The 21,857-nt window shown below is 71.2% G+C and carries 21 protein-coding genes; 14 read left to right on the top strand and 7 right to left on the bottom strand.

The window, feature by feature from the left end:
- Positions 1–51 precede the first annotated feature (51 nt).
- Together ACKTSN_RS06710 and ACKTSN_RS06705 are read left to right on the top strand one after the other, a co-directional pair.
- Complete coding sequence (locus tag ACKTSN_RS06710; RefSeq protein ID WP_409468235.1) at positions 52–1,074, top strand: oxidoreductase; 1,023 nt, start codon at positions 52–54, stop codon at positions 1,072–1,074.
- A 48-nt stretch (positions 1,075–1,122) separates the two neighbouring features.
- Positions 1,123–2,763, top strand: coding sequence for an ABC-F family ATP-binding cassette domain-containing protein (locus tag ACKTSN_RS06705; protein WP_409468234.1), 1,641 nt, complete (start codon positions 1,123–1,125; stop codon positions 2,761–2,763).
- On the opposite strand, the gene ACKTSN_RS06700 is transcribed toward ACKTSN_RS06705, so the two are convergent.
- The 4 genes from ACKTSN_RS06700 to ACKTSN_RS06685 form a co-directional block, all read right to left on the bottom strand.
- Positions 2,760–3,329 (bottom strand): putative glycolipid-binding domain-containing protein, encoded by a 570-nt coding sequence (locus ACKTSN_RS06700; protein ID WP_409468233.1) that lies wholly within the window; start codon positions 3,327–3,329, stop codon positions 2,760–2,762. The genes ACKTSN_RS06705 and ACKTSN_RS06700 overlap by 4 nt on opposite strands.
- A 252-nt stretch (positions 3,330–3,581) precedes the next feature.
- On the bottom strand, positions 3,582–5,951 hold the full coding sequence (locus ACKTSN_RS06695) for a Tex family protein (protein WP_409468232.1): 2,370 nt from the start codon (positions 5,949–5,951) through the stop codon (positions 3,582–3,584).
- Between the two features lie 99 nt (positions 5,952–6,050).
- Entirely contained in the window at positions 6,051–6,188 is a 138-nt protein-coding gene (locus tag ACKTSN_RS06690; RefSeq protein ID WP_409468231.1) for an LPFR motif small protein, read from the bottom strand.
- 129 nt (positions 6,189–6,317) lie between these two features.
- Positions 6,318–7,073: an enoyl-CoA hydratase/isomerase family protein gene (locus tag ACKTSN_RS06685; protein WP_409468230.1), complete on the bottom strand. Its 756-nt coding sequence runs from the start codon at positions 7,071–7,073 to the stop codon at positions 6,318–6,320.
- Positions 7,074–7,318: 245 nt separating this feature from the next.
- Between ACKTSN_RS06685 and ACKTSN_RS06680 the strand changes: the two genes are divergently transcribed.
- Positions 7,319–7,828, top strand: coding sequence for an ATP-binding protein (locus tag ACKTSN_RS06680; protein WP_409474758.1), 510 nt, complete (start codon positions 7,319–7,321; stop codon positions 7,826–7,828).
- A gap of 3 nt (positions 7,829–7,831) precedes the next feature.
- Here the strand turns inward: ACKTSN_RS06680 and idi are convergent, their stop codons facing one another.
- From idi to galE, 3 genes are all read right to left on the bottom strand, one after another.
- Positions 7,832–8,425 carry an isopentenyl-diphosphate Delta-isomerase gene (gene idi, locus ACKTSN_RS06675; RefSeq protein WP_409468229.1) on the bottom strand — a complete coding sequence of 198 codons (594 nt, stop codon included), beginning with the start codon at positions 8,423–8,425 and terminating at the stop codon, positions 7,832–7,834.
- A gap of 226 nt (positions 8,426–8,651) precedes the next feature.
- Complete coding sequence (locus ACKTSN_RS06670) at positions 8,652–9,590, bottom strand: cation diffusion facilitator family transporter (RefSeq protein ID WP_409468228.1); 939 nt, start codon at positions 9,588–9,590, stop codon at positions 8,652–8,654.
- Positions 9,591–9,732: 142 nt separating this feature from the next.
- Positions 9,733–10,704 (bottom strand): UDP-glucose 4-epimerase GalE, encoded by a 972-nt coding sequence (galE, locus tag ACKTSN_RS06665; RefSeq protein ID WP_409468227.1) that lies wholly within the window; start codon positions 10,702–10,704, stop codon positions 9,733–9,735.
- Between the two features lie 306 nt (positions 10,705–11,010).
- Here galE and ACKTSN_RS06660 point away from each other — a divergent pair, with 306 nt between their 5' ends.
- The 11 genes from ACKTSN_RS06660 (at position 11,011) to hpnE (ending at position 21,803) form a co-directional block, all read left to right on the top strand.
- Complete coding sequence (locus tag ACKTSN_RS06660) at positions 11,011–12,783, top strand: DUF5941 domain-containing protein (RefSeq protein ID WP_409468226.1); 1,773 nt, start codon at positions 11,011–11,013, stop codon at positions 12,781–12,783.
- Positions 12,780–13,541 (top strand): sugar phosphate nucleotidyltransferase, encoded by a 762-nt coding sequence (locus ACKTSN_RS06655; protein ID WP_409468225.1) that lies wholly within the window; start codon positions 12,780–12,782, stop codon positions 13,539–13,541. The genes ACKTSN_RS06660 and ACKTSN_RS06655 overlap by 4 nt, the downstream gene beginning before the upstream one ends.
- Positions 13,529–14,590 (top strand): iron-containing alcohol dehydrogenase family protein, encoded by a 1,062-nt coding sequence (locus tag ACKTSN_RS06650; RefSeq protein ID WP_409468224.1) that lies wholly within the window; start codon positions 13,529–13,531, stop codon positions 14,588–14,590. The genes ACKTSN_RS06655 and ACKTSN_RS06650 overlap by 13 nt, the downstream gene beginning before the upstream one ends.
- Complete coding sequence (locus tag ACKTSN_RS06645; RefSeq protein WP_409468223.1) at positions 14,568–15,347, top strand: CDP-alcohol phosphatidyltransferase family protein; 780 nt, start codon at positions 14,568–14,570, stop codon at positions 15,345–15,347. Before ACKTSN_RS06650 ends, ACKTSN_RS06645 begins: the two co-directional genes overlap by 23 nt.
- A 5-nt stretch (positions 15,348–15,352) precedes the next feature.
- Positions 15,353–16,225, top strand: coding sequence for a glycosyltransferase family 2 protein (locus tag ACKTSN_RS06640; protein ID WP_409474757.1), 873 nt, complete (start codon positions 15,353–15,355; stop codon positions 16,223–16,225).
- Between the two features lie 98 nt (positions 16,226–16,323).
- A complete protein-coding gene (locus ACKTSN_RS06635) occupies positions 16,324–17,253 on the top strand; it encodes an ABC transporter permease (protein ID WP_409468222.1) in 930 nt (309 codons plus the stop codon).
- Positions 17,246–18,025, top strand: coding sequence for an ABC transporter ATP-binding protein (locus ACKTSN_RS06630; protein WP_224733929.1), 780 nt, complete (start codon positions 17,246–17,248; stop codon positions 18,023–18,025). Before ACKTSN_RS06635 ends, ACKTSN_RS06630 begins: the two co-directional genes overlap by 8 nt.
- Positions 18,026–18,377: 352 nt before the next feature.
- Complete coding sequence (gene hpnC / locus ACKTSN_RS06625) at positions 18,378–19,310, top strand: squalene synthase HpnC (RefSeq protein WP_409468221.1); 933 nt, start codon at positions 18,378–18,380, stop codon at positions 19,308–19,310.
- Complete coding sequence (gene hpnD, locus ACKTSN_RS06620) at positions 19,307–20,257, top strand: presqualene diphosphate synthase HpnD (RefSeq protein ID WP_224733931.1); 951 nt, start codon at positions 19,307–19,309, stop codon at positions 20,255–20,257. Before hpnC ends, hpnD begins: the two co-directional genes overlap by 4 nt.
- Positions 20,257–20,397 carry a DUF6380 family protein gene (locus ACKTSN_RS06615; protein WP_409468220.1) on the top strand — a complete coding sequence of 47 codons (141 nt, stop codon included), beginning with the start codon at positions 20,257–20,259 and terminating at the stop codon, positions 20,395–20,397. The genes hpnD and ACKTSN_RS06615 overlap by 1 nt, the downstream gene beginning before the upstream one ends.
- Positions 20,394–21,803, top strand: coding sequence for a hydroxysqualene dehydroxylase HpnE (gene hpnE, locus ACKTSN_RS06610; RefSeq protein WP_409468219.1), 1,410 nt, complete (start codon positions 20,394–20,396; stop codon positions 21,801–21,803). Before ACKTSN_RS06615 ends, hpnE begins: the two co-directional genes overlap by 4 nt.
- The last annotated feature ends 54 nt before the right edge of the window (positions 21,804–21,857 follow it).

Here is a 21,857-nt window from a genome sequence, read left to right as displayed (position 1 = left end):
GAATGTGTCATGCCGCGCTCAGAGCGGCCTCACTCTGGGGATACTCACAGCATGTCTGCCGCGTACGCGACCTTCGGCCTGGCACCGGCGATGCGTGCCGGTGAAGTTCTCGCAGACGGTGGCTACCAGGTCCACCGGGACTTCGTGGACTTCATCGTCGACGGACGCCCCCTGCTGTTCCAGCTGTCCGACCTGGACGCCGTCTCCCCACTCGCCTCCGACGTCCCGCCCGCGATCTTCACCGCCCAGGTGCGCAGCCTGCTGCTCGAGGCGGAGGCGCCCTTGCCCGGTGGGCGGTATGTCATCTACGGCTGCCCCGAATGCGCCGACCTCGCGTGCGGGGCGGTCACCGCGGTCATCGACAGAGCCGACGACGACTACGTGTGGCGGGACTTCGCCTGGCAGACGGAGGAGCAGGTCGACCTGGAACTCAACGGCTACCACGGCATCGGCCCGTTCCGCTTCCACGGCGAGGAGTACCGGGCGGCGCTGAACTCCCTGCTGAACGGCGACGCCAACGGCAGCCGCCGCCGCGTCCTGCTGATCGGCGCCCGCGTCGCCCTGCTCGCCAAGCTCGCCGCCGCCCTGCGCACCATCGGCATCGGCGCCGACATCACCCGCGACGCCGACGACGTCCCCGCCGACGAACTGCGCGGCTACGGCGCCGTCGTCTTCGGCCGCGGGGTCGGTGAGGAAGAGCGCGCCGCCGTGCGCCGGGCCTTCGAACGCGCCGGAGTCGACGTGGCCTACGTCGACGGACTCGCCCCCATCGTCCCGCTCCTCGTCGCCCAGATCGAACACGCCCTCGACCGCAGCCCGGTGGAGCAGCGCCGCCTCACCCGTCTGGTCGCCGCCGACGGCGAGGCGGGCGTCGAGATCACCTCCGCCTGCCGGGTCCGCCTGACGGCGTACCGCCTCGACCGGCTCGCCCGCGCCCACACCCATGAGCTCTTCGACGGCCTCCTCGAAGCCGGCCGGCACCGCATCGCCCTGGACGCGAAGGCCGTGAAGGGGGAGTCCTTCGTCGTGGCGAGGACGGCGGGAAGCGTGCTGGTGGAGGCGATGGCCCGCTGAAAACCGGGGCGACCGGGACGCCGGGCGGCCGTTAGGATCGACGGTCTGATGACTGCCACCCTCGTCGCCAAGAACCTCGCCGCCGGTCACGGCGACCGCGCGCTCTTCACGGGCCTCGACCTCGTCGTCGCGCCCGGCGATGTGATCGGGCTCGTCGGTGCCAACGGCGCGGGCAAGTCCACGCTGCTGCGCCTGCTCGCCGGGCTCGACACGCCCGAACAGGGCGAGCTGCGGCTCTCCCCGCCGACCGCGACGGTCGGGCATCTGCCGCAGGAGCCGGAGCGCCGGGCGGGCGAGTCGGTGCGCGAGTTCCTCGCCCGCCGCACCGGTGTCGCCGAGGCCCAGCGGGCCATGGACGAGGCCACCCAGGCGCTGGTCGACGGGGCTCCCGGCGCCGACGACGCGTACGCCACCAGCCTGGAGCGCTGGCTCGGCCTCGGCGGCGCCGACCTGGACGAGCGGGCCGAGGAGGTCGCCGACTCGCTCGGCCTCGCGGTGGGCCTCGATCAGCCGATGACCTCCCTGTCCGGTGGCCAGGCCGCCCGCGCGGGACTCGCCTCCCTGCTGCTCTCCCGCTACGACGTCTTCCTGCTCGACGAGCCGACCAACGACCTCGACCTGGACGGCCTGGAGCGCCTCGAACGCTTTGTGAGCGGCCTGCGCGCCGGCACGGTCGTCGTCAGCCACGACCGGGAGTTCCTCACCCGCACGGTCACCAAGGTCCTCGAACTCGACCTCGCCCAGCGGCAGATCAACCTCTACGGCGGCGGCTACGCGGCCTACCTCGAGGAACGCGAGGTGGCCCGCCGGCACGCCCGCGAGGAGTACGAGGAGTACGCCGACAAGAAGGCCGCCCTCCAGGACCGCGCGCAGATGCAGCGCGCCTGGATGGACAAGGGCGTGAAGAACGCCCGGCGCAAGGCGGGCAACGACAACGACAAGATCGGCCGCAAGTTCCGCAGCGAGGCCAGCGAGAAGCAGGCCGCCAAGGCCCGGCAGACCCAGCGCATGATCGAACGGCTCGAGGCCGTCGACGAGCCGCGCAAGGAATGGGAGCTGCGGATGGAGATCGCCGCCGCGCCACGATCCGGCGCGGTCGTGGCGACCCTGCGCGACGCCGAGGTGCGGCGCGGCGACTTCGTCCTCGGCCCGGTCTCCGTGCAGATCGACTGGGCGGACCGGATCGCGGTCACCGGTGCCAACGGCGCCGGCAAGTCCACCCTCCTCGGTGCCCTGCTCGGCCGCGTCCCCCTGGACGCCGGGCATGCCGCCCTCGGCTCCGGCGTCCTGGTCGGTGAGGTCGACCAGGCCCGCAAGCTGTTCCACGGCCCCGAGGCGCTGCTGGACGCGTTCCGCGCGGCGGTCCCGGACACCGAGCCGGTCGAAGTACGCACACTGCTGGCCAAGTTCGGGCTGAAGTCGGACCACGTCCTGCGCCCCGCCGCGACGCTCTCCCCGGGCGAACGCACCCGCGCCGCCCTCGCCCTCCTCCAGGGCAGAGGCGTCAACCTCCTCGTCCTCGACGAGCCGACCAACCACCTCGACCTGCCCGCCATCGAGCAGCTGGAGTCCGCCCTGGACGCCTACACCGGCACCCTGCTCCTGGTCACCCACGACCGTCGCATGCTGGATGCGGTCCATGTGACGCGCCGTCTGGAGGTCGCCGACGGCAAGGTGACCGAGCGCTAACGGGGCGTCAGCCGCGTCGCCAGCCCGCGGTAGTCGACCACACAGCCGTCCGCGTCGAACTCGATCTCACTGCGGAAGCCGTCCGAGGCGAACCCCACCCGCCCGCCGCCGTCGGTGCGCGCGAGGTGCGTGTAGGTCTGCCGCGACGGCTGCACGGTCAGGTCCGGCACCGACACCAAGGCCATCAGGAACTCCCGTTCCCCGGCTGTCCGATGCAGGTCGTGCCGCAGCACCGGCATCGTGTTGGTCAGCGGACACAATCCCAGATCGCAGTCGAGCGCCCCACCGACCTCCGGCACCGGCTCCCCGTCGGCCGTCCACCCGCCCCGCCCGTCGTGCCGCAGATCAAGGGCATGCGTGTGCTCCGCGGTCTCGGCGATCACCCGCAGCCGCCGCGTCACATAGCGGTCACCGGTTTCGAGCTCGTACGAGATCCAGTACGCCTCCGGAGCCGTCCCCACCGCCCGGCCACGGGCCCGCAGGGTCCCGCCTTCGAACTCGACCCAGGCGGTCTCGTAACCGCGGCTCGCGGTGACGTCCCAGGTGATTGCACGCGAAGTGGTCATACCGCCACGGTACGGGCAGCAGAGCCCCGAAGTCGGTAGGGCGCGGGCCCGGACCCATACGGCGTGGGCGGCCCCGGCTCCGTACGGCGCGGGGCGCGGGTTCGACGTGTATGGCGCGGGGCGCGGGTTCGACGTGTATGGCGCGGGGCGCGGCCTGGACCCGTACGGCGCGGGGCGCGGGCCTGGCCCCTGCAGCACGAGGGGCCGGAACGGGCCCGACCCCGTGCGGTACAGGGGCCGGGCCCGCGCGTTTCAGCCCCGGCCCTTCTTCGGGTCGAGCAGCCCCGCCCGGCGTAGGGCGTCGGCCATCGCGCTGTTCGCCGGGGCCGGCGCCTGGCGGCCGCCGCCGGCCCCGCCTCCACGGCCGCCCTGTCGCTGCTGCGGCGGGCGCCCGCCGCCCCGCTGCTGTCGGCGCTCACCGGACGGCTGACCCTGCGGGGCCGCCTCGTCGTCCAGCCGCAGCGTCAGCGAGATCCGCTTGCGCGGAATGTCGACGTCGAGCACCTTCACCTTGACGATGTCACCCGGCTTGACGACATCCCGCGGGTCCTTGACGAACGTCTTCGACATCGCGGAGACATGCACCAGACCGTCCTGGTGCACGCCGACGTCGACGAACGCGCCGAACGCGGCCACGTTGGTCACGACACCCTCCAGGACCATGCCCGCCTGCAGGTCGGAGATCTTCTCGACGCCCTCCTTGAAGGTGGCCGTCTTGAACGCGGGCCGCGGGTCGCGCCCCGGCTTCTCCAGCTCCTTGAGAATGTCGCTCACGGTCGGCAGACCGAACGTGTCGTCCACGAAGTCCTGCGGCCTCAGCGAGCGCAGCACGCCCCTGTTGCCGATCAGCGAAGCCACCTCCTGGCCGGAGGTCTTCACCATGCGCCGGACGACCGGGTACGACTCCGGGTGCACGCTGGACGCGTCCAGCGGGTCGTCCCCGCCGCGGATGCGCAGGAAGCCCGCGCACTGCTCGTACGCCTTCGGACCCAGCCGGGCCACGCTCTTCAGCTCCGAACGGGACTTGAACGGGCCGTTGGCGTCGCGGTGCGCCACGATGTTCTCGGCGAGTCCGGAGGAGATGCCGGAGACGCGCGCGAGCAGCGGCGCGGACGCGGTGTTCACGTCGACGCCGACGCCGTTCACACAGTCCTCCACCACCGCGTCCAGCGAACGCGACAGCTTCACCTCGGACAGGTCGTGCTGGTACTGGCCCACACCGATCGACTTCGGGTCGATCTTCACCAGCTCGGCGAGCGGGTCCTGGAGGCGGCGCGCGATCGACACCGCACCACGCAGCGACACGTCCAGCTCGGGCAGCTCCTGCGAGGCGAACGCCGACGCCGAGTACACCGAGGCGCCCGCCTCGGACACCATCACCTTGGTGAGCTTCAACTCCGGGTGCTTGCTGATCAGTTCACCGGCGAGCTTGTCCGTCTCGCGCGACGCCGTGCCGTTGCCGATCGCGACCAGTTCGACCGCGTGCTCCTTGGCGAGCCGGGCCAGCTTGGCAATGGCCTCGTCCCACTTGTTGGCCGGGACGTGCGGATAGATCACGTCCGTGGCGACGACCTTGCCCGTTGCGTCCACCACGGCCACCTTCACACCCGTACGGAATCCGGGGTCCAGGCCCAGCGTCGCGCGCGTACCCGCCGGGGCGGCAAGGAGCAGGTCCCGCAGGTTCGCCGCGAACACGCCCACCGCCTCGTCCTCGGCCGCGGTACGCAGCCGCAGCCTCAGGTCGATGCCGAGGTGGACGAGGATGCGGGTCCGCCAGGCCCAGCGGACCGTGTCCAGCAGCCACTTGTCGGCGGGGCGCCCGCGGTCGGCGATGCCGAACCGGTGCGCGACGATGCCCTCGTACGAAGAAGGCCCCTCGGTGGGCTCCTCCGGCTCCAGGACGAGGTCCAGGACCTCCTCCTTCTCGCCGCGCAGCATGGCCAGGATCCGGTGCGAGGGCAGGTCGGTGAACGGCTCGGCGAAGTCGAAGTAGTCCGCGAACTTCGCGCCCGCCTCCTCCTTGCCCTCCCGCACCTTGGCCGCCAGCCGCCCGCGCACCCACATCCGCTCGCGCAGCTCGCCGATCAGGTCGGCGTCCTCCGAGAACCGCTCGGTGAGGATGGCGCGGGCGCCGTCGAGCGCGGCCTGCGAATCGGCCACGCCCTTGTCGGCGTCCACGAACGCGGCGGCCGCGGCGAGGGGATCGACGGCCGGATCGCCGAGCAGCCCCTCTGCCAGCGGCTCAAGGCCGGCCTCGCGCGCGATCTGCGCCTTCGTACGCCGCTTCGGCTTGTACGGCAGATAGATGTCCTCCAGGCGCGCCTTCGTCTCGGCGCCCCGGATCTGCGCCTCGAGCTCCTCGGTGAGCTTGCCCTGCTCGCGCACCGACTCCAGGATCGCCGTCCGCCGCTCCTCCAGCTCCCGCAGATAGCGCAGCCGCTCCTCGATCGTGCGCAGCTGCGCGTCGTCGAGCATCTCGGTCGCTTCCTTGCGGTAGCGGGCGATGAAGGGCACCGTCGAACCGCCGTCGAGCAGCTCCACGGCAGCCTTGACCTGCCGCTCCCGTACGCCGAGCTCCTCGGCGATCCTGCCTTCGATGGACCCTACGAGGGGTGTCGTCACGATCCCGTACCGCCTTCTCCACTTCGGGTTGCGCGGCAATTGTGGCAGGTGGCACCGACAGCGGGGGACCAGGGCGCGATTGCGGCGGGGCGGCGGCCGTCAGACGTGCCGCGCGCCGCGCCGGCCGGACCCCGAGACTCCGCCGAGCAGGCGGGCCACCGCCCGGAACGGCAGCGTCACGACGGTGGCAACGGCGCCGCCGATCTGCCGCAGGACATCAGCGAGAGCGCGGAACACTGGAATCTCCTTTCGTCTCCGCAACGTTCACCAGGACCAGGCAACGCTCACCAGGACCAGGTGACGTCCGGGTACCGCACCCGTCGTCGACCATGCACCCGGCACGCACGGGTGCCAGGCCGGGCCGTTTCATCCTGACGTGGACACGCTCCACGTGAAGCGCGGCCGCCGGCGCTCCAGGAACGCGGTGACGCCCTCAGCGGTGTCGGTGTTGCCGCGCGCCCGGTCCGCCCAGTGGGCGTCCCGGTCGGTACGTCCGTCGGCGAACTCCTTCGCCGCGGCCTGCGTCAGCTGCGAGCGGGACACCAGTATTCGGGCGAACTCGGCCACGCGCTTGTCGAGTTCGCCCTCGGGCAGCACCCCGTCGATCAGCCCCGTGCGCAACGCCCGCTCGGTGCCGATCAACTCGCCCGAGAACAGCAGGTACTTGGCGGTGGCCGGACCGGCCAGCGCCACCAAGCGCCGGGTGGCGGAGGCCGGATACACGATCCCCAGCTTCGCCGGTGTCACCCCGAACAGCGTGCCCTGCTCCGCGAACCGCAGATCGCAGGCCGCCGCGAGCTGTGCCCCGCCGCCCACGCAGTGCCCGCGGATCGCCGCCAGCGTCGGCTTCGGAAACGCAGCGAGCGCCTCCTCGGCCTGCACGGCCAGCGCCTGCGCCGTCTCCGGCGAGCCCCGGAGCGTGGAGATGTCGGCCCCCGCGCAGAACGTGCCGCCCGCACCCGTCAGCACCAGGGCGCGTACGTCCGGATCGGCGGCCAGGGCGTCGAGCAGCGGCGGCAGCGCCCGCCACATCGCGGCCGTCATGGCGTTGCGCTTGGTGGGATGATCGATCACGACGGTGGCCACCGAGTCGGCGACCCGGTGCGACAGCTGGGGCTCCATGCGCGGGATGCTAGCCGCAGGTACCTCAGCTGCTGTGTTCCGGGCACTGCAAACCCGTACAACCCGAAGAGTTCGCAAAGCCTGCATGAGTGGGACAGGAGCAGTCCCACAACTGACCGTGTCATACGCCAACGATCAGAAGTGTTCGATAACAGCTGACTTGTGTTCAGGTCTCCGGCGTGGAGCGGCTCGTTACCAACACTCGACGTGTGGTGACAATCGAGCACAAGGGTGGCGACCGGACGATGGAGAACCACGGGCGCGGGCCCGCCCCACGCCCAGAAGGCGGCGCGGATGCACCGGTCGAACCGAGGACGCGCGAGCCGCTGCCGTTCGAGGGCGTGTGGCGGTTCACCGCCCCCGCCGTCGACGCCTCGGTCCCGCAGGCCCGGCACGCGGTACGGGACCTGCTGATCCGCCAGCGGGTCCCGGTCTCGGACGAGCTGGTCCAGGGCCTGCTGCTGATCGTCTCGGAGCTGGTCACGAACGCCGTCCGGCACGCGGCGCTGCTGTCGCCGATGCTCGCCGTGGAGGTCGCCGTCGGCGCCGAGTGGGTGCGGGTGTCCGTGGAGGACAACCACCCCTACCGCCCGACCGCCCTCGAGGCCGACCACGGCCGGACGGGCGGCCGGGGCCTGCTCCTGGTACGGGAGGTCACCCGGGAGGCGGGTGGGGTGTGCGACGTCGAGCACACGGCGAGCGGCGGCAAGGTGATCTGGGCCGCCCTGCCGCTCGACCACGCCCGGCTGCTGTGAGGGTCACCAACCCGCGGACGGGCCGGTCAGCTCCCTGACCGCGGGGCGGGCCGCGTCCAGCACCGTCATGAACCAGGACGAGAAGGTGTCCTTGGCGTGCCGCTCCGCCAGCTCGTCGGGGGTGACGAAGGCCGTCGAGTGCACCTCCTCCGGATCCGGCCGGAGCGGCGCCTGCACCAGGCCGACGAAGAGGTGGTTGTACTCCTGCTCCACCAGGCCCGAGTGCGGGTCCGGGTGGTTGTAGCGGACGGTGCCCGCCTCGGCGAGCAGCGCCGGCGAGACCCCGAGCTCCTCGTACGTCCGCCGGGCCGCCGCAGCGAACGGCGCCTCGCCCGGGTACGGGTGGCCGCAGCAGGTGTTGGACCACACGCCGGGGGAGTGGTACTTGCCCAGCGCCCGCTGCTGGAGCAGCAGCCGGCTGTAGTCGTCGAACAGGAACACCGAGAACGCCCGGTGCAGCTGTCCCGGGGGCTGATGGGCGGCGAGCTTCTCCGCGGTGCCGATCGTCACGCCGTCCTCGTCGACCAGTTCCAGCAGGATCGCTTCCGCGGTGCCGTTCGACGAGCTGTGCGTCGCGGTGGCAGGTGTGATCGGCATACCCATCCTTCGCCTCGTTCCTCGCGCCCCAGTCTGCCGTACGAATCCGGTGCTTCCGGCACTTCCCGGCGCGTCGGCACCGGAAGAGGGGCCCGGTAGGTGATCGTGCCCGGCGCGGATCGGGGAGAACCGCCCGCGACGGGGGCGTACGACTACCAGGACGCGATCGCGCGCCGGACCGATGCGCTCCACCCCGACGGATCACCGGATCACCGGCGGCCGGGCGTCAGTAGCACAGCCGGGCCTCGTGTTCCGCGTGCCCGCTCGGCTCCAGCTGGAAGGTGCAGTGCTCCACGTCGAAGTGGTCGCCCAGGCAGCCCTGGAGCTCGTGGAGCATCTTCTCGTGCCCTATCGCGTTCAGGACGTCGGAGCGGACCACCACATGCGCGGACAGCACCGGCAGGCCCGACGTGATCGTCCAGGCGTGCAGGTCATGGACGTCCTCCACGCCGTCCAGCGCCAGCATGTGGGCCCGGACCTCCGCCATGTCGACGCCCTTGGGGGCCGACTCCAGCAGTACGTCGAGGGTCTCGCGCAGCAGCTTCAGCGTCCGCGGCACGATCATCAGGCCGATGACGAGCGAGGCGACCGGGTCGGCGGCCTGCCAGCCGGTGGTGAGGATCACCACCGCCGAGATCAGCACCGCGACCGAGCCCAGCGCGTCGGCCGCGACCTCCAGGAAGGCGCCGCGCACGTTCAGGCTCTCCCGCTGACCGCGCACGAGCAGCGTGAGCGAGATCATGTTCGCGACCAGACCGACCAGACCGAACACAACCGTCAGCCCGCCCTCGGTGCCGGCCGGGGTGATGAACCGCTGGATCGCCTCGTACAGGACGTACCCGCCGACCCCGAGCAGCAGCAGACAGTTGGCGAGCGCGGCGAGGATCTCGGCACGGGCGTATCCGAAGGTGCGGTTCGCGCTCGCCGGGAGGTTGGCGAAGTGGATCGCGAGCAGGGCCATGCCCAGGCCGACCGCGTCGGTCGCCATGTGCGCGGCGTCCGCGATCAGCGCGAGGGAGTCCGCGAGCACGCCGCCGACGATCTCGACCACCATGACGGTGAGCGTGATGCACAGCGCGATCCGCAGCCGGCCGCGGTACGCCGCGGCCGCCGTGCCGCTGACCGGCGCGGCGTGCGCATGCCCGTGATCGTGCCCAGCCCCCATGAAAAAGCCGCCCTCCTGCGATCGGTCCGAGAACACAGTGAACTACGGGCGGGGGACATCGGGCAACGCGGCACTGAACACCGTTGTCATATGCCCTGACCTGCGCAAACGAACAGCAGGTCAGGTCAGAGTGCTTCGATGATCATCCGCCGTGGTGCAGCAGCCATCCCCGCCAAGCCGAGCCGACCATCTCGCGCACCCCGCGCCGGGCCGTCCAGCCCAGCTCCCTCGCCGCCAGCTCGGCCGAGGCGACCGCACGCGGGGCGTCCCCGGGGCGACGCGCCTCGACGACTGCCGGACGCGTGTCCCCGGTCACCTCACCGATCAGCGTGACCAGCTCGCGCACCGAGACGCCCTCGCCCCGGCCGATGTTCACCGTGAGGTCGCCCGCGGTGTCCGGTGCGGACAGCCGCCGGGCCGCCGCGAGGTGGGCGTCGGCGAGGTCGGCGACATGGATGTAGTCGCGGATGCAGGTGCCGTCCGGCGTCGGGTAGTCGTCGCCGAAGATCCGCGGTGCCCGGTCGCGGGTGAGCCGGTCGAAGACCATGGGGACCACGTTGAAGACACCGGTGTCGGCCAGCTCCGGCGTGGCAGCGCCCGCCACGTTGAAATAGCGCAGGCACACCGTCGCGATCCCGTGCGCCCGGCCTGCCGCCCGCACCAGCCGTTCACCGGCCAGCTTGGTCTCGCCGTACGGACTCATCGGGGCGCACGGTGTGTCCTCCGTGATGAGTTCCACATCCGGATTGCCGTAGACGGCCGCCGACGAGGAGAACAGGAACCGTTCGATTCCGGCTTCGGCGACCGCGTCGAGCAGTGTCGCGAGTCCGCCCACGTTCTCCCGGTAGTACCGCGTCGGCTGCGCCACGGACTCGGCGACCTGCTTGCGCGCGGCGAGATGCACCACACCCGTCACCGCGTGCTCGGCGAGGATCCGCTTCAGCAGCGCCCCGTCCAGCGACGACCCGCGAACCAGTGGGACGTCCGCCGGGAGCCGCGCCGGAACCCCGGCCGACAGGTCGTCCAGCGCGACCACGCGCTCCCCGGCCCCGGCCATGGCCCATGCCACGTGTGCCCCGATGTATCCGGCACCGCCGGTGATCAGCCATGTCATGGCAGCCCACCCTAAGCCCGGCCGAAAGGGCCGTCGGCCCCCGCCGGGGTGCCGGATGCCGTGAATGCCCGTTCTGGGACCGCGATTTTGTGCGGCGGGCCCGGCATCCCTGATGATGATCGACGCGGAGGTCCCAGCAGACCGTGTCGACCGGGCCATGAACGGCCGGTGAACACAGGCTTGTCATCATCCGATAGCCTCTGCCGACATGTCGCCCGCCTGGCGCAGCCGATCACGCGGCCCGGGGGCGCCTCCACCATGCACACGGCCGACGTGGATGCGTCGGCACCCAGGGAGTGAGTTCGGTTGTCGACCGCCATCCTCACCGGCCAGCCGGTCCCCGGATCGTCGATCGAGGACGATCTGCGGTCCCTCGGCTTCGAGGTGCGTACCGCCGCCGACCCGGCCGCCGCCGAGACCCTCCTCGCCCAGGTGCCGGCCGACGAACGGGTTGCCGTGGTCGACGCGGGTTTCGTCGGCCACCTGCACGCCCTGCGCCTCGGCCTCACCGACCCCCGCTTCCCGCTCGCCGCGATCCCGGGCGCCGTGACGGCCCAGCCGGCCGGCCGCCGGGCACTGACCCGCGCGCTGGCCCGCGAGAACTCGGCCGGCGCCGGGACGACCCTCGTCGGCGGCCTCGCCGACCGTATCGTCACCGCCCTCGACGCCGACGTGCACCGTCCCGAGCTCGGCAGTCTGGTCGCCGCGGTCCCCGCGGACCCGCAGGCCCGCAACGAGGCACGGCAGGCCGTCGCCGCCGTCGACGACGAGGCCGTACGCCTGAAGTCGGCCGTGAAGGCCCGCGACGGCTTCTTCACCACCTTCTTCATCAGCCCTTACTCCCGCTACATCGCCCGCTGGTGCGCCCGCCGCGGCCTCACCCCCAACCAGGTCACCACCGCCTCCCTCGTCACCGCCCTGATCGCGGCGGGCTGCGCCGCCACCGGCACCCGGGGCGGCTTCATCGCGGCCGGCGTCCTGCTGATCGCCTCCTTCGTGCTGGACTGCACCGACGGCCAGCTCGCCCGCTACTCGCTCCAGTACTCCACCCTCGGCGCCTGGCTGGACGCGACCTTCGACCGGGCCAAGGAGTACGCCTACTACGCGGGCCTCGCGCTCGGCGCGGCCCGTGGCGGCGACGACGTGTGGGCCCTCGCACTCGGCGCGATGGTCCTGCAGACCTGCCGGCACGTCGTCGACTTCTCCTTCAACGAGGCCAACCACGACGCCACGGCCAACACCAGCCCCACCGCCGCCCTCTCCGACAAGCTGGACAGCGTCGGCTGGACGGTGTGGCTGCGCCGGATGATCGTCCTGCCGATCGGCGAGCGCTGGGCCCTGATCGCCGTGCTGACGGCGGCCACCACCCCCCGCATCACTTTCTACGTGCTGCTGATCGGCTGTGCCTTCGCGGCCACGTACACCACGGCGGGCCGCGTCCTGCGGTCGCTGACCCGCAAGGCCCGGCGCACCGACCGCGCGGCGCAGGCGCTGGCCGACCTCGCGGACAGCGGTCCGCTCGTGGAACTGCTGAAGCGCACCGCCCCACGTTTCCCGGCGCCTCTCAGCGCTGCCGTCGGCGGTCTCCTCGTAGTGATCTCCGCCGCAGTTTGGGGCGCCGCATGGCAGACCCTGCTGTGCGCGATCGCGTACGCCGCCCTGTCCGCCGTCGCCGTCGCACGCCCCCTCAAGGGCGCCCTGGACTGGCTGGTTCCGCCCTTCTTCCGGGCCGCCGAGTACGGCACCGTCCTCATCCTGGCGGCTGAATCCGAGGTGAACGGAGCGCTTCCCGCTGCTTTCGGGCTGGTTGCGGCCGTTGCCTACCATCACTACGACACGGTCTACCGCATCCGCGGCAACGCGGGTGCGCCCCCGCACTGGCTGGTGCGGGCGATCGGGGGGCATGAGGGCCGGACGCTGGTGGTCACCGTGCTTGCCGTGTTGCTGACCGCCGCGCAGTTCAAGGTCGCGCTCACGGTCCTCGCCGTGGCCGTAGCCCTGGTGGTGCTCGTCGAGAGCACCCGCTTCTGGGTGTCCGCAGGGGCTCCCGCCGTACACGACGAAGGAGAACCCGCATGATCGGCCTCGTGCTGGCAGCCGGCGCCGGCCGGCGTCTGCGCCCCTACACCGACACCCTGCCCAAGGCACTGGTGCCGGTGGGGCCCGCGGGCACCGAGGACGGGACCGACGGAATCACAGTTCTCGACCTGACCCTCGGCAACTTCGCCGAGATCGGCCTGACCGAGGCCGCGATCATCGTCGGCTACCGCAAGGAGGCCGTCTACGAGCGCAAGGCGGCCCTGGAGCAGAAGTACGGTCTGCGGCTCACCCTCATCGACAACGACAAGGCCGAGGAGTGGAACAACGCCTACTCCCTGTGGTGCGGCCGTGACGCCCTCAAGGACGGCGTGATCCTCGCCAACGGCGACACCGTCCACCCGGTCTCCGTCGAGAAGACGCTGCTCGCCGCCCGCGGCGACGGCAAGAAGATCATCCTCGCCCTCGACACCGTGAAGTCGCTGGCCGACGAGGAGATGAAGGTCGTCGTCGACCCCGCCAAGGGCGTCCAGAAGATCACCAAGCTGATGGACCCGGCCGAGGCCACCGGCGAGTACATCGGCGTCACCCTCATCGAGGGCGATGCCGCGCCCGAACTGGCCGACGCCCTGCGCACGGTGTGGGAGAACGACCCGCAGCAGTTCTACGAGCACGGCTACCAGGAGCTCGTGAGCCGCGGCTTCCGGATCGACGTGGCCCCGATCGGCGACGTGCCGTGGGTCGAGATCGACAACCACGACGATCTCGCCCGGGGACGGGAGATCGCGTGCCAGTACTGACCCGGCTCATACCCTCGCCGGTCGTCGTGGACATCCGCCCGGGTGCCCTCGACGACCTGGCCGGTGTACTCGCCGACGAACGCATCTCGCACTCGGGCAAGCTCGCCGTCGCCGTCAGCGGTGGCTCCGGCGCCCGGCTGCGCGCCCGGGTCGCCCCGCAGCTGCCCGGCGCCACCTGGTACGAGGTCGGCGGCGGCACCCTCGACGACGCCGTCCGGCTGGCCGCCGACATCAAGGCCGGCCACTTCGACGCGGTCGTCGGGCTCGGCGGCGGCAAGATCATCGACTGTGCCAAGTTCGCGGCGGCACGCGTCGGCCTTCCGCTGGTCGCCGTCGCCACCAACCTTGCGCACGACGGCCTGTGTTCGCCGGTCGCCACCCTCGACAACGACGCGGGCCGCGGCTCGTACGGTGTGCCGAACCCGATCGCGGTCGTCATCGACCTGGACGTGATCCGCGAGGCCCCGGCCCGTTTCGTTCGGGCCGGTATCGGCGACGCGATCTCCAACATCAACGCGGTCGCCGACTGGGAGCTGTCCAACCGCGTCAACGGCGAGAAGATCGACGGTCTCGCCGCGGCCATGGCCCGCCAGGCCGGCGAGGCGGTCCTCAGGCACCCCGGCGGTATCGGCGACAACGACTTCCTCCAGGTGCTCGCCGAGGCGCTGGTCCTCAGCGGCATCTCGATGTCGATCTCCGGTGACTCCCGCCCCGCCTCCGGCTCCTGCCACGAGATCCACCACGCCTTCGACCTGCTGTTCCCGAGGCGCGCCGCCTCCCATGGTGAGCAGTGCGGTCTTGGCGCGGCCTTCGCGATGTACCTGCGCGGAGCCCACGAGGAGTCGGCCTACATGGCCGAGGTGCTGCGTCGGCACGGACTTCCGGTGCTGCCGGAGGAGATCGGCTTCACGGACGACGAGTTCGTCCGCGTCGTGGAGTTCGCTCCGCAGACCCGGCCCGGCCGCTACACGATCCTCGAACACCTCGACCTGACAACCGACCAGATCAAGGACATCTACGCCGACTATGTCAAGGCCATCGGTAGCTGAACTCCGCCCCGTCGTTCACCCCGCGGGGGTGAAGGACCGGCGCAGCGGTGAGCACTGGATGGGACGCCTCTACATGCGCGAGGTGTCCCTGCGGGTCGACCGCTACCTGGTGAACACCAGGGTCACGCCCAACCAGCTCACGTACCTGATGACCGTCTGCGGTGTCCTCGCGGCCCCGGCACTCCTGGTGCCGGGGATCCCGGGGGCGGTGCTCGGCGTGGTCATGGTCCAGCTCTACCTGTTGCTGGACTGCGTCGACGGCGAGATCGCGCGCTGGAAGAAGCAGTACTCGCTGGGCGGTGTCTATCTGGACCGCGTCGGCGCCTACCTCACCGATGCCGCGGTCCTCGTCGGCTTCGGCCTGCGCGCCGCCGACCTGTGGGGCAGCGGCCGTATCGACTGGCTGTGGGCCTTCCTCGGCACCCTCGCCGCCCTCGGCGCCATCCTGATCAAGGCCGAGACCGACCTCGTCGGTGTCGCCCGCCACCAGGGCGGCCTGCCGCCGGTCAAGGAGGCCGCCGCCGAGATGCGCTCCTCCGGTATGGCGCTGGCCCGCAAGGCCGCCGCCGCGCTCAAGTTCCACCGACTGATCCTCGGCATCGAGGCGTCCCTGCTGATCCTGGTCCTGGCGATTGTCGACCAGGTCCGCGGCGACCTGTTCTTCTCCCGGCTCGGCGTCGCGGTGCTGGCCGGCATCGCGCTGCTGCAGACCGTGTTGCACCTCGTGTCCATCCTCGCCTCGAGCAGGCTGAAGTGAGCGGCATGAAGGTCGGGGCGGTCATCATCACCATGGGCAACCGCCCCGAGGAACTGCGCGCCCTGCTCGACTCGGTCGCCAAGCAGGACGGCGACCCGATACCCGTGGTCGTCGTCGGCAACGGCTCACCCGTGCCCGAGGTCCCCGACGGTGTCCGCACGATCGAGCTGCCCGAGAACCTCGGCATCCCCGGCGGCCGCAACATCGGTATCGAGGCCTTCGGCCCCAGCGGCCGTGACGTCGACATACTGCTGTTCCTCGACGACGACGGCCTGCTCGCCCGCACCGACACCGCCGAGCTGTGCCGCCAGGCCTTCGCGGCCGACCCCAAACTCGGGATCGTCAGCTTCCGCATCGCCGACCCGGACACCGGCGTCACCCAGCGCCGCCACGTCCCCCGGCTGCGCGCCTCCGACCCGATGCGCTCCTCCCGGGTCACCACCTTCCTCGGCGGCGCCAACGCCGTCCGTACCCAGGTCTTCGCCGAAGTCGGCGGCCTCCCGGACGCATTCTTCTACGCACACGAGGAAACCGACCTGGCATGGCGGGCCCTCGACGCGGGCTGGATGATCGACTACCGGTCCGACATGGTGTTGTACCACCCGACGACCGCGCCCTCGCGGCACGCGGTCTACCACCGCATGGTCGCCCGCAACCGCGTCTGGCTCGCCCGCCGCAACCTGCCCGCCCCCCTGGTGCCGGTCTACCTGGGCATCTGGCTGCTGCTCACCCTGCTGCGCCGCCCCTCGCGGCCGGCCCTGCGAGCGTGGTTCGGCGGGTTCCGGGAGGGCTGGCGCAGCCCGTGCGGCCCCCGCAGGCCCATGAAGTGGCGTACGGTGTGGCGGCTGACCCGGCTGGGCCGACCTCCTGTCATCTGACAAGCTCGTCCCTGAGAACATTCGGGGCGTAACGCTCGGCTCCCGGCCCGTGGCCGGCCAGCACCGGCCGCGCATCTCGAAGACGAAAGTTTCCACCAGTGAGTGAGACAACCCACGACCGCTCAGTCGCGGTGACCGCGCCTACGTCACCCGACGAGGGACTGACCGCGGCGGAGCTCGCGGCGAAGTACGGCCTGTCCGTGAGCGGCGCCCGGCCCTCCCTCGTCGAGTACGTCCGCCAGCTCTGGGACCGGCGTCACTTCATCCTCGCCTTCTCGCGGGCGAAGCTGACCGCCCAGTACAGCCAGGCCAAGCTCGGCCAGCTGTGGCAGGTGGTCACGCCGCTGCTGAACGCGGCCGTGTACTTCTTCATCTTCGGGGTGATCCTGGAGGCCGACCGCGGGATGGAACGCGAGGTCTACATTCCGTTCCTGGTCACCGGCGTGTTCGTGTTCACCTTCACGCAGAGCTCGGTGATGGCGGGTGTCCGCGCGATCTCCGGCAACCTGGGGCTGGTCCGCGCCCTGCACTTCCCGCGGGCCTCGCTGCCGGTGTCCTTCGCGCTCCAGCAGCTCCAGCAGCTGCTCTTCTCGATGATCGTGCTGTTCGCGGTGACCGTCGCCTTCGGCAGCTACCCGGACCTGTCCTGGGTGCTGATCGTTCCGGCGCTGGCCCTGCAGTTCTGCTTCAACACCGGCCTCGCGCTGATCATGGCCCGGGCCGGCGCCAAGACGCCCGACCTGGCGCAGCTGATGCCGTTCGTGATGCGTACCTGGATGTACGCGTCCGGTGTCATGTACTCCATCCCGATCATGCTCGCCGACAAGCCGCAGTGGATCGCCGACACCCTGCAGTGGAACCCGGCGGCCATCTACATGGACCTGGTCCGCTTCGCCCTGATCGACGGCTACGGCTCCGAGTGGCTCCCCGAGCACGTGTGGGCGGTCGCGGGCGGCTGGGCCCTCCTCTTCGCCGTCGGCGGCTTCGTGTACTTCTGGAAGGCGGAGGAGAGGTACGGACGTGGCTGAGCGCACCCCCGAGGACCGCATCCCCACCGTCATCGCGGACGACCTGCACATCGTCTACCGCGTCAACGGCGCCAAGACCGGCAAGGGCAGTGCCACCGCAGCGCTCAGCCGCATTCTGAAGCGCGGCGAGGAGCGCGGCGTGCGCAAGGTGCACGCCGTGCGGGGTGTCTCCTTCGTCGCCTACCGCGGCGAGGCCATCGGTCTGATCGGCTCCAACGGCTCCGGCAAGTCGACCCTGCTGCGCGCCATCGCCGGTCTGCTGCCCGCCGAGAGCGGCAAGGTCTACACCGACGGCCAGCCCTCGCTGCTCGGTGTGAACGCGGCCCTGATGAACGACCTGACGGGCGAGCGGAACGTGATACTGGGCGGGCTCGCCATGGGCATGTCCCGGGAACAGATCAAGGAGCGCTACCAGGAGATCGTCGACTTCTCCGGCATCAACGAGAAGGGCGACTTCATCACCCTCCCGATGCGCACCTACTCCTCCGGCATGGCCGCCCGCCTGCGCTTCTCCATCGCCGCGGCCAAGGACCACGACGTCCTCATGATCGACGAGGCCCTCGCCACCGGCGACCGCAAGTTCCAGAAGCGCTCCGAGGAACGCATCCGGGAGCTGCGCAAGCAGGCCGGCACGGTGTTTCTGGTCAGTCACAACAACAAGTCGATCCGCGACACCTGCAACCGTGTCCTGTGGCTGGAACGCGGTGAGCTGCGCATGGACGGCCCGACCGACGAGGTCATCAAGGAGTACGAGAAGTTCACCGGCAAGTAGCCCGGTCGTCCGGGGCCTCACCGGAACTGTTCCGGCGGGGCCCTGCGTCGTGTGCAAAGGGGCCTTGAGCCACCGGCAAAGGAAACGTCAACTCCGGCTTGCCGTAGGAATCTTGAGGTCAATCGGTGTGTTGTTGTGATGCGCCGGACACCCCCACGCTCCACGGCGCGTTGTACAACGTAAGCTGTACCGGTGCCGAATCACGGCAAGTAGGGCGATAATGCGCGACACCTACCACCGGGCGGCCGCGCGAAACCCGGGCGGCGTGTCCGAAATAGTGCGTATTGGGTCGGCGGTGTAGAACGGGAGATGTGACGGCAATGGCTACGGAAACTCCCCAGCTCCGCGCAGCATGTGCCGTCCCCGCCCCGGGCAGCAAACGGTGACGGGAACCGACACGGCGCGCACGGCCGATCCGGAGCGCGCGACGCTGGACAAGGCCACGGCCGAGAACTTCCCCGTGGCCCCTTTCTTCCTGCCCAGAGCCTGGCGCACCGACCTGATGGCCGTGTACGGCTTCGCCCGCCTCGTCGACGACATCGGCGACGGCGACCTGGCCCCCGGCGGCGCCGACGCCCGGCTGCTCGGCGTGTCGGCCGACGAGGCCGGGGACCGGTTGGCGCTCCTCGACGCCTTCGAGGCCGACCTGCGCCGTGTCTTCGACTCCACGCCGCGCCACCCCCTGCTGCGCCGTCTCCAGCCGACCGTCCGCCGGTGCTCCCTCACGCCCGAGCCGTTCCTCGGTCTGATCGCCGCCAACCGCCAGGACCAACTGGTCAAGCGGTACGAGACCTACGACGACCTGCTCGCCTACTGCGAGCTGTCCGCCAACCCCGTGGGCCGGCTCGTCCTCGCCGTGACCGGCACCTCCACCCCCGAGCGGATCCGCCGCTCCGACGCGATCTGCACGGCCCTGCAGATCGTCGAGCACCTTCAGGACGTGGCCGAGGACCTCGGCCGTGACCGCATCTATCTGCCCGCCGAGGACATGAAGCGCTTTCACGTCCAGGAGGCGGATCTCGCCACGCCCACGGCGGGCGCGTCGGTGCGCGCACTGGTTGCGTACGAAGCGCAACGCGCCCGCGTTCTCCTGGATGGAGGCGCCCCCCTCGTGGGTAGCGTGCACGGCAGGTTGAGGCTGCTGCTTGCGGGGTTCGTGGCGGGGGGAAGGGCGGCAATCCGTGCGATCGCCGCCGCCGAATACGACGTACTTCCCGGCCCGCCCAAGCCCGGCAAGCTCCAGTTGCTGCGTGAGGTGGGCGTGACTCTGCGAGGAGAGGGGTGATCCGGACCGTGGAGTCGGAACCACACGTGTCCGCACCGGTACTCGCCGCCTACAGCTACTGCGAGGCCGTCACCGGACAGCAGGCCCGTAACTTCGCCTACGGCATCAGACTGCTGCCGACGCCCAAGCGCCGGGCCATGTCGGCGCTGTACGCGTTCTCCCGCCGCGTCGACGACATCGGCGACGGCGCGCTCACCGACGACGTGAAGATCGCCAGACTCGAGGACACCCGGGCACTGCTCACCCGGATCCACGAGGAGGCGGTCGACGAGGACGACACCGACCCGGTCGGCGTCGCCCTCGCTCATGCCGCCCAGCAGTTCCCGATCCCGCTCGGCGGCCTGGACGAGCTCATCGACGGCGTTCTGATGGACGTACGTGGCGAGACCTACGAGACCTGGGACGACCTGAAGGTCTACTGCCGCTGCGTGGCCGGTGCCATCGGGCGGCTCTCGCTCGGCGTGTTCGGCACGGAACCGGGGGCGCGCGGCGCCGAGCGCGCCTCCGAGTACGCCGACACGCTCGGGCTCGCACTGCAGCTCACCAACATCCTGCGGGACATCCGCGAGGACGCCGAGGGCGGACGCACCTACCTGCCCGCCGACGACCTGGCCAAGTTCGGCTGCTCGGCCGGGTTCAGCGGGCCGAAACCGCCGGAGGGCTCCGACTTCGCGGGCCTCGTGCACTTCGAAGTGCGACGGGCCCGCGCTCTTTTCGCCGAGGGCTACCAGCTCCTCCCCATGCTCGACCGGCGCAGCGGTGCCTGTGTCGCCGCGATGGCCGGCATCTACCGCCGCCTGCTCGACCGCATCGAGCGCGAACCGGAGGCCGTGCTGCGCGGCCGGGTCTCGCTGCCCGGACGCGAGAAGGCGTACGTCGCCGTGCGCGGTCTGTCCGGCCTGGACACCCGGCATGTGACCCGGCGGACCGTCAGGAGGCGGGCCTGATGGACAACCTGGGACAGGGTGACGCCACCGGCGAAATGCGGCACGCAACCCTCCGCTGCCGGGCCGCGTCCCAGACTGCAACGACCTGCCGTGGCCGGTTCTCGCGCCGCAGCCGGTACGTGGGGGAGGGTGCACGATGACCGACGGCACGTGGTCGGGGTCCGTCAGGGACGCTGTCGTGGTCGGCGGAGGGCTCGCCGGTATCACCGCCGCGCTCGCGCTCGCCGACGCCGGAGTGCGCGTCACCCTGCTCGAAGGACGGCCCCGGCTCGGCGGGCTGGCCTTCTCCTTCCAGCGCGGCGAGCTGACCGTCGACAACGGACAGCACGTCTACCTGCGCTGCTGCACCGCCTACCGCTGGTTCCTCGACCGTATCGACGGCGCGGCACTGGCTCCGCTGCAGGATCGTCTCGACGTGCCCGTCCTCGACGTCACCAAGCCCGAGGGCCGGCGGCTCGGCAGGCTGCGGCGCGACGCCCTGCCCGTGCCCCTGCATCTGGGGCGCAGCCTGGCGACGTATCCGCACCTCTCACTCGCCGAGCGTGCCAAGGTCGGCCGGGCCGCGCTCGCGCTCAAGGGCCTCGACCTCGCCGATCCGACCCTGGACGCACAGGACTTCGGCAGCTGGCTGACCGCGCACGGTCAGTCGGCGCGTGCCGTCGAGGCCCTGTGGGACCTGGTCGGGGTCGCCACCCTCAACGCGGTCGCGGGCGACGCCTCCCTGGGGCTCGCCGGGATGGTGTTCAAGACCGGTCTGCTGTCCGACCCGGGCGCGGCCGACATCGGCTGGGCGCGCGTCCCGCTGGGCGAACTGCACGACCGGCTGGCCCGCAAGGCGCTCGACTCCGCGGGCGTCCGTACCGAACTGCGCTCACGCGTCACCTCCATCTCCCGGAACTCCCAGTCCGAGAACGGGCGTTGGATCGTTCAGGTTCCCGGCGAGACCATCGAGACGGACGCGGTCGTGCTCGCCGTACCCCAGCGCGAGACGTACGACCTGCTGCCCGACGGCGCCCTGGACGCCCCCGACCAGCTGCTGCGGATCGGCACCGCGCCGATCCTCAACATCCATGTCGTCTACGACCGCAAGGTGCTCGTCACGCCCTTCCTGACCGCGCTCGGCACCCCGGTGCAGTGGGTCTTCGACCGCACCGAGGCGTCCGGGCTCGAGGAGGGGCAGTACCTCGCGCTGTCGCAGTCCGCGGCCCAGGACGAGATCGACGCCCCGGTCGCCGCGCTGCGCGAGCGGTACCTGCCCGAACTCGAACGGCTGCTGCCCCGTACCCGCGGTGCCGAGGTGCGGGACTTCTTCGTGACCAGGGAGCGCACCGCGACGTTCGCTCCCGCCCCCGGCGTCGGACGGCTGCGGCCCGGCGCCCGTACCAAGGCACACGGCCTGTACCTGGCCGGAGCGTGGACCGCCACCGGGTGGCCCGCGACCATGGAGAGTGCGGTCCGCAGCGGCATCGGTGCGGCGGACGCCGCGCTGAGCGCCCTGGGCCGGCCCCGCCCCCGCCACCTCTTCGACGTCGAGGAGGCGGCCTGATGCCAGTACCGCAACAAGCACTGGATCAGCGCGCGGCAGGCCCCCGCACCCCCG

It is taken from the genome of Streptomyces flavusporus (assembly GCF_046267975.1).
Lineage (GTDB): Bacteria > Actinomycetota > Actinomycetes > Streptomycetales > Streptomycetaceae > Streptomyces > Streptomyces flavusporus.
The sequence above is the reverse complement of the archived record's forward strand: the minus strand, read 5'-3'. Positions and strand labels throughout refer to the sequence as shown.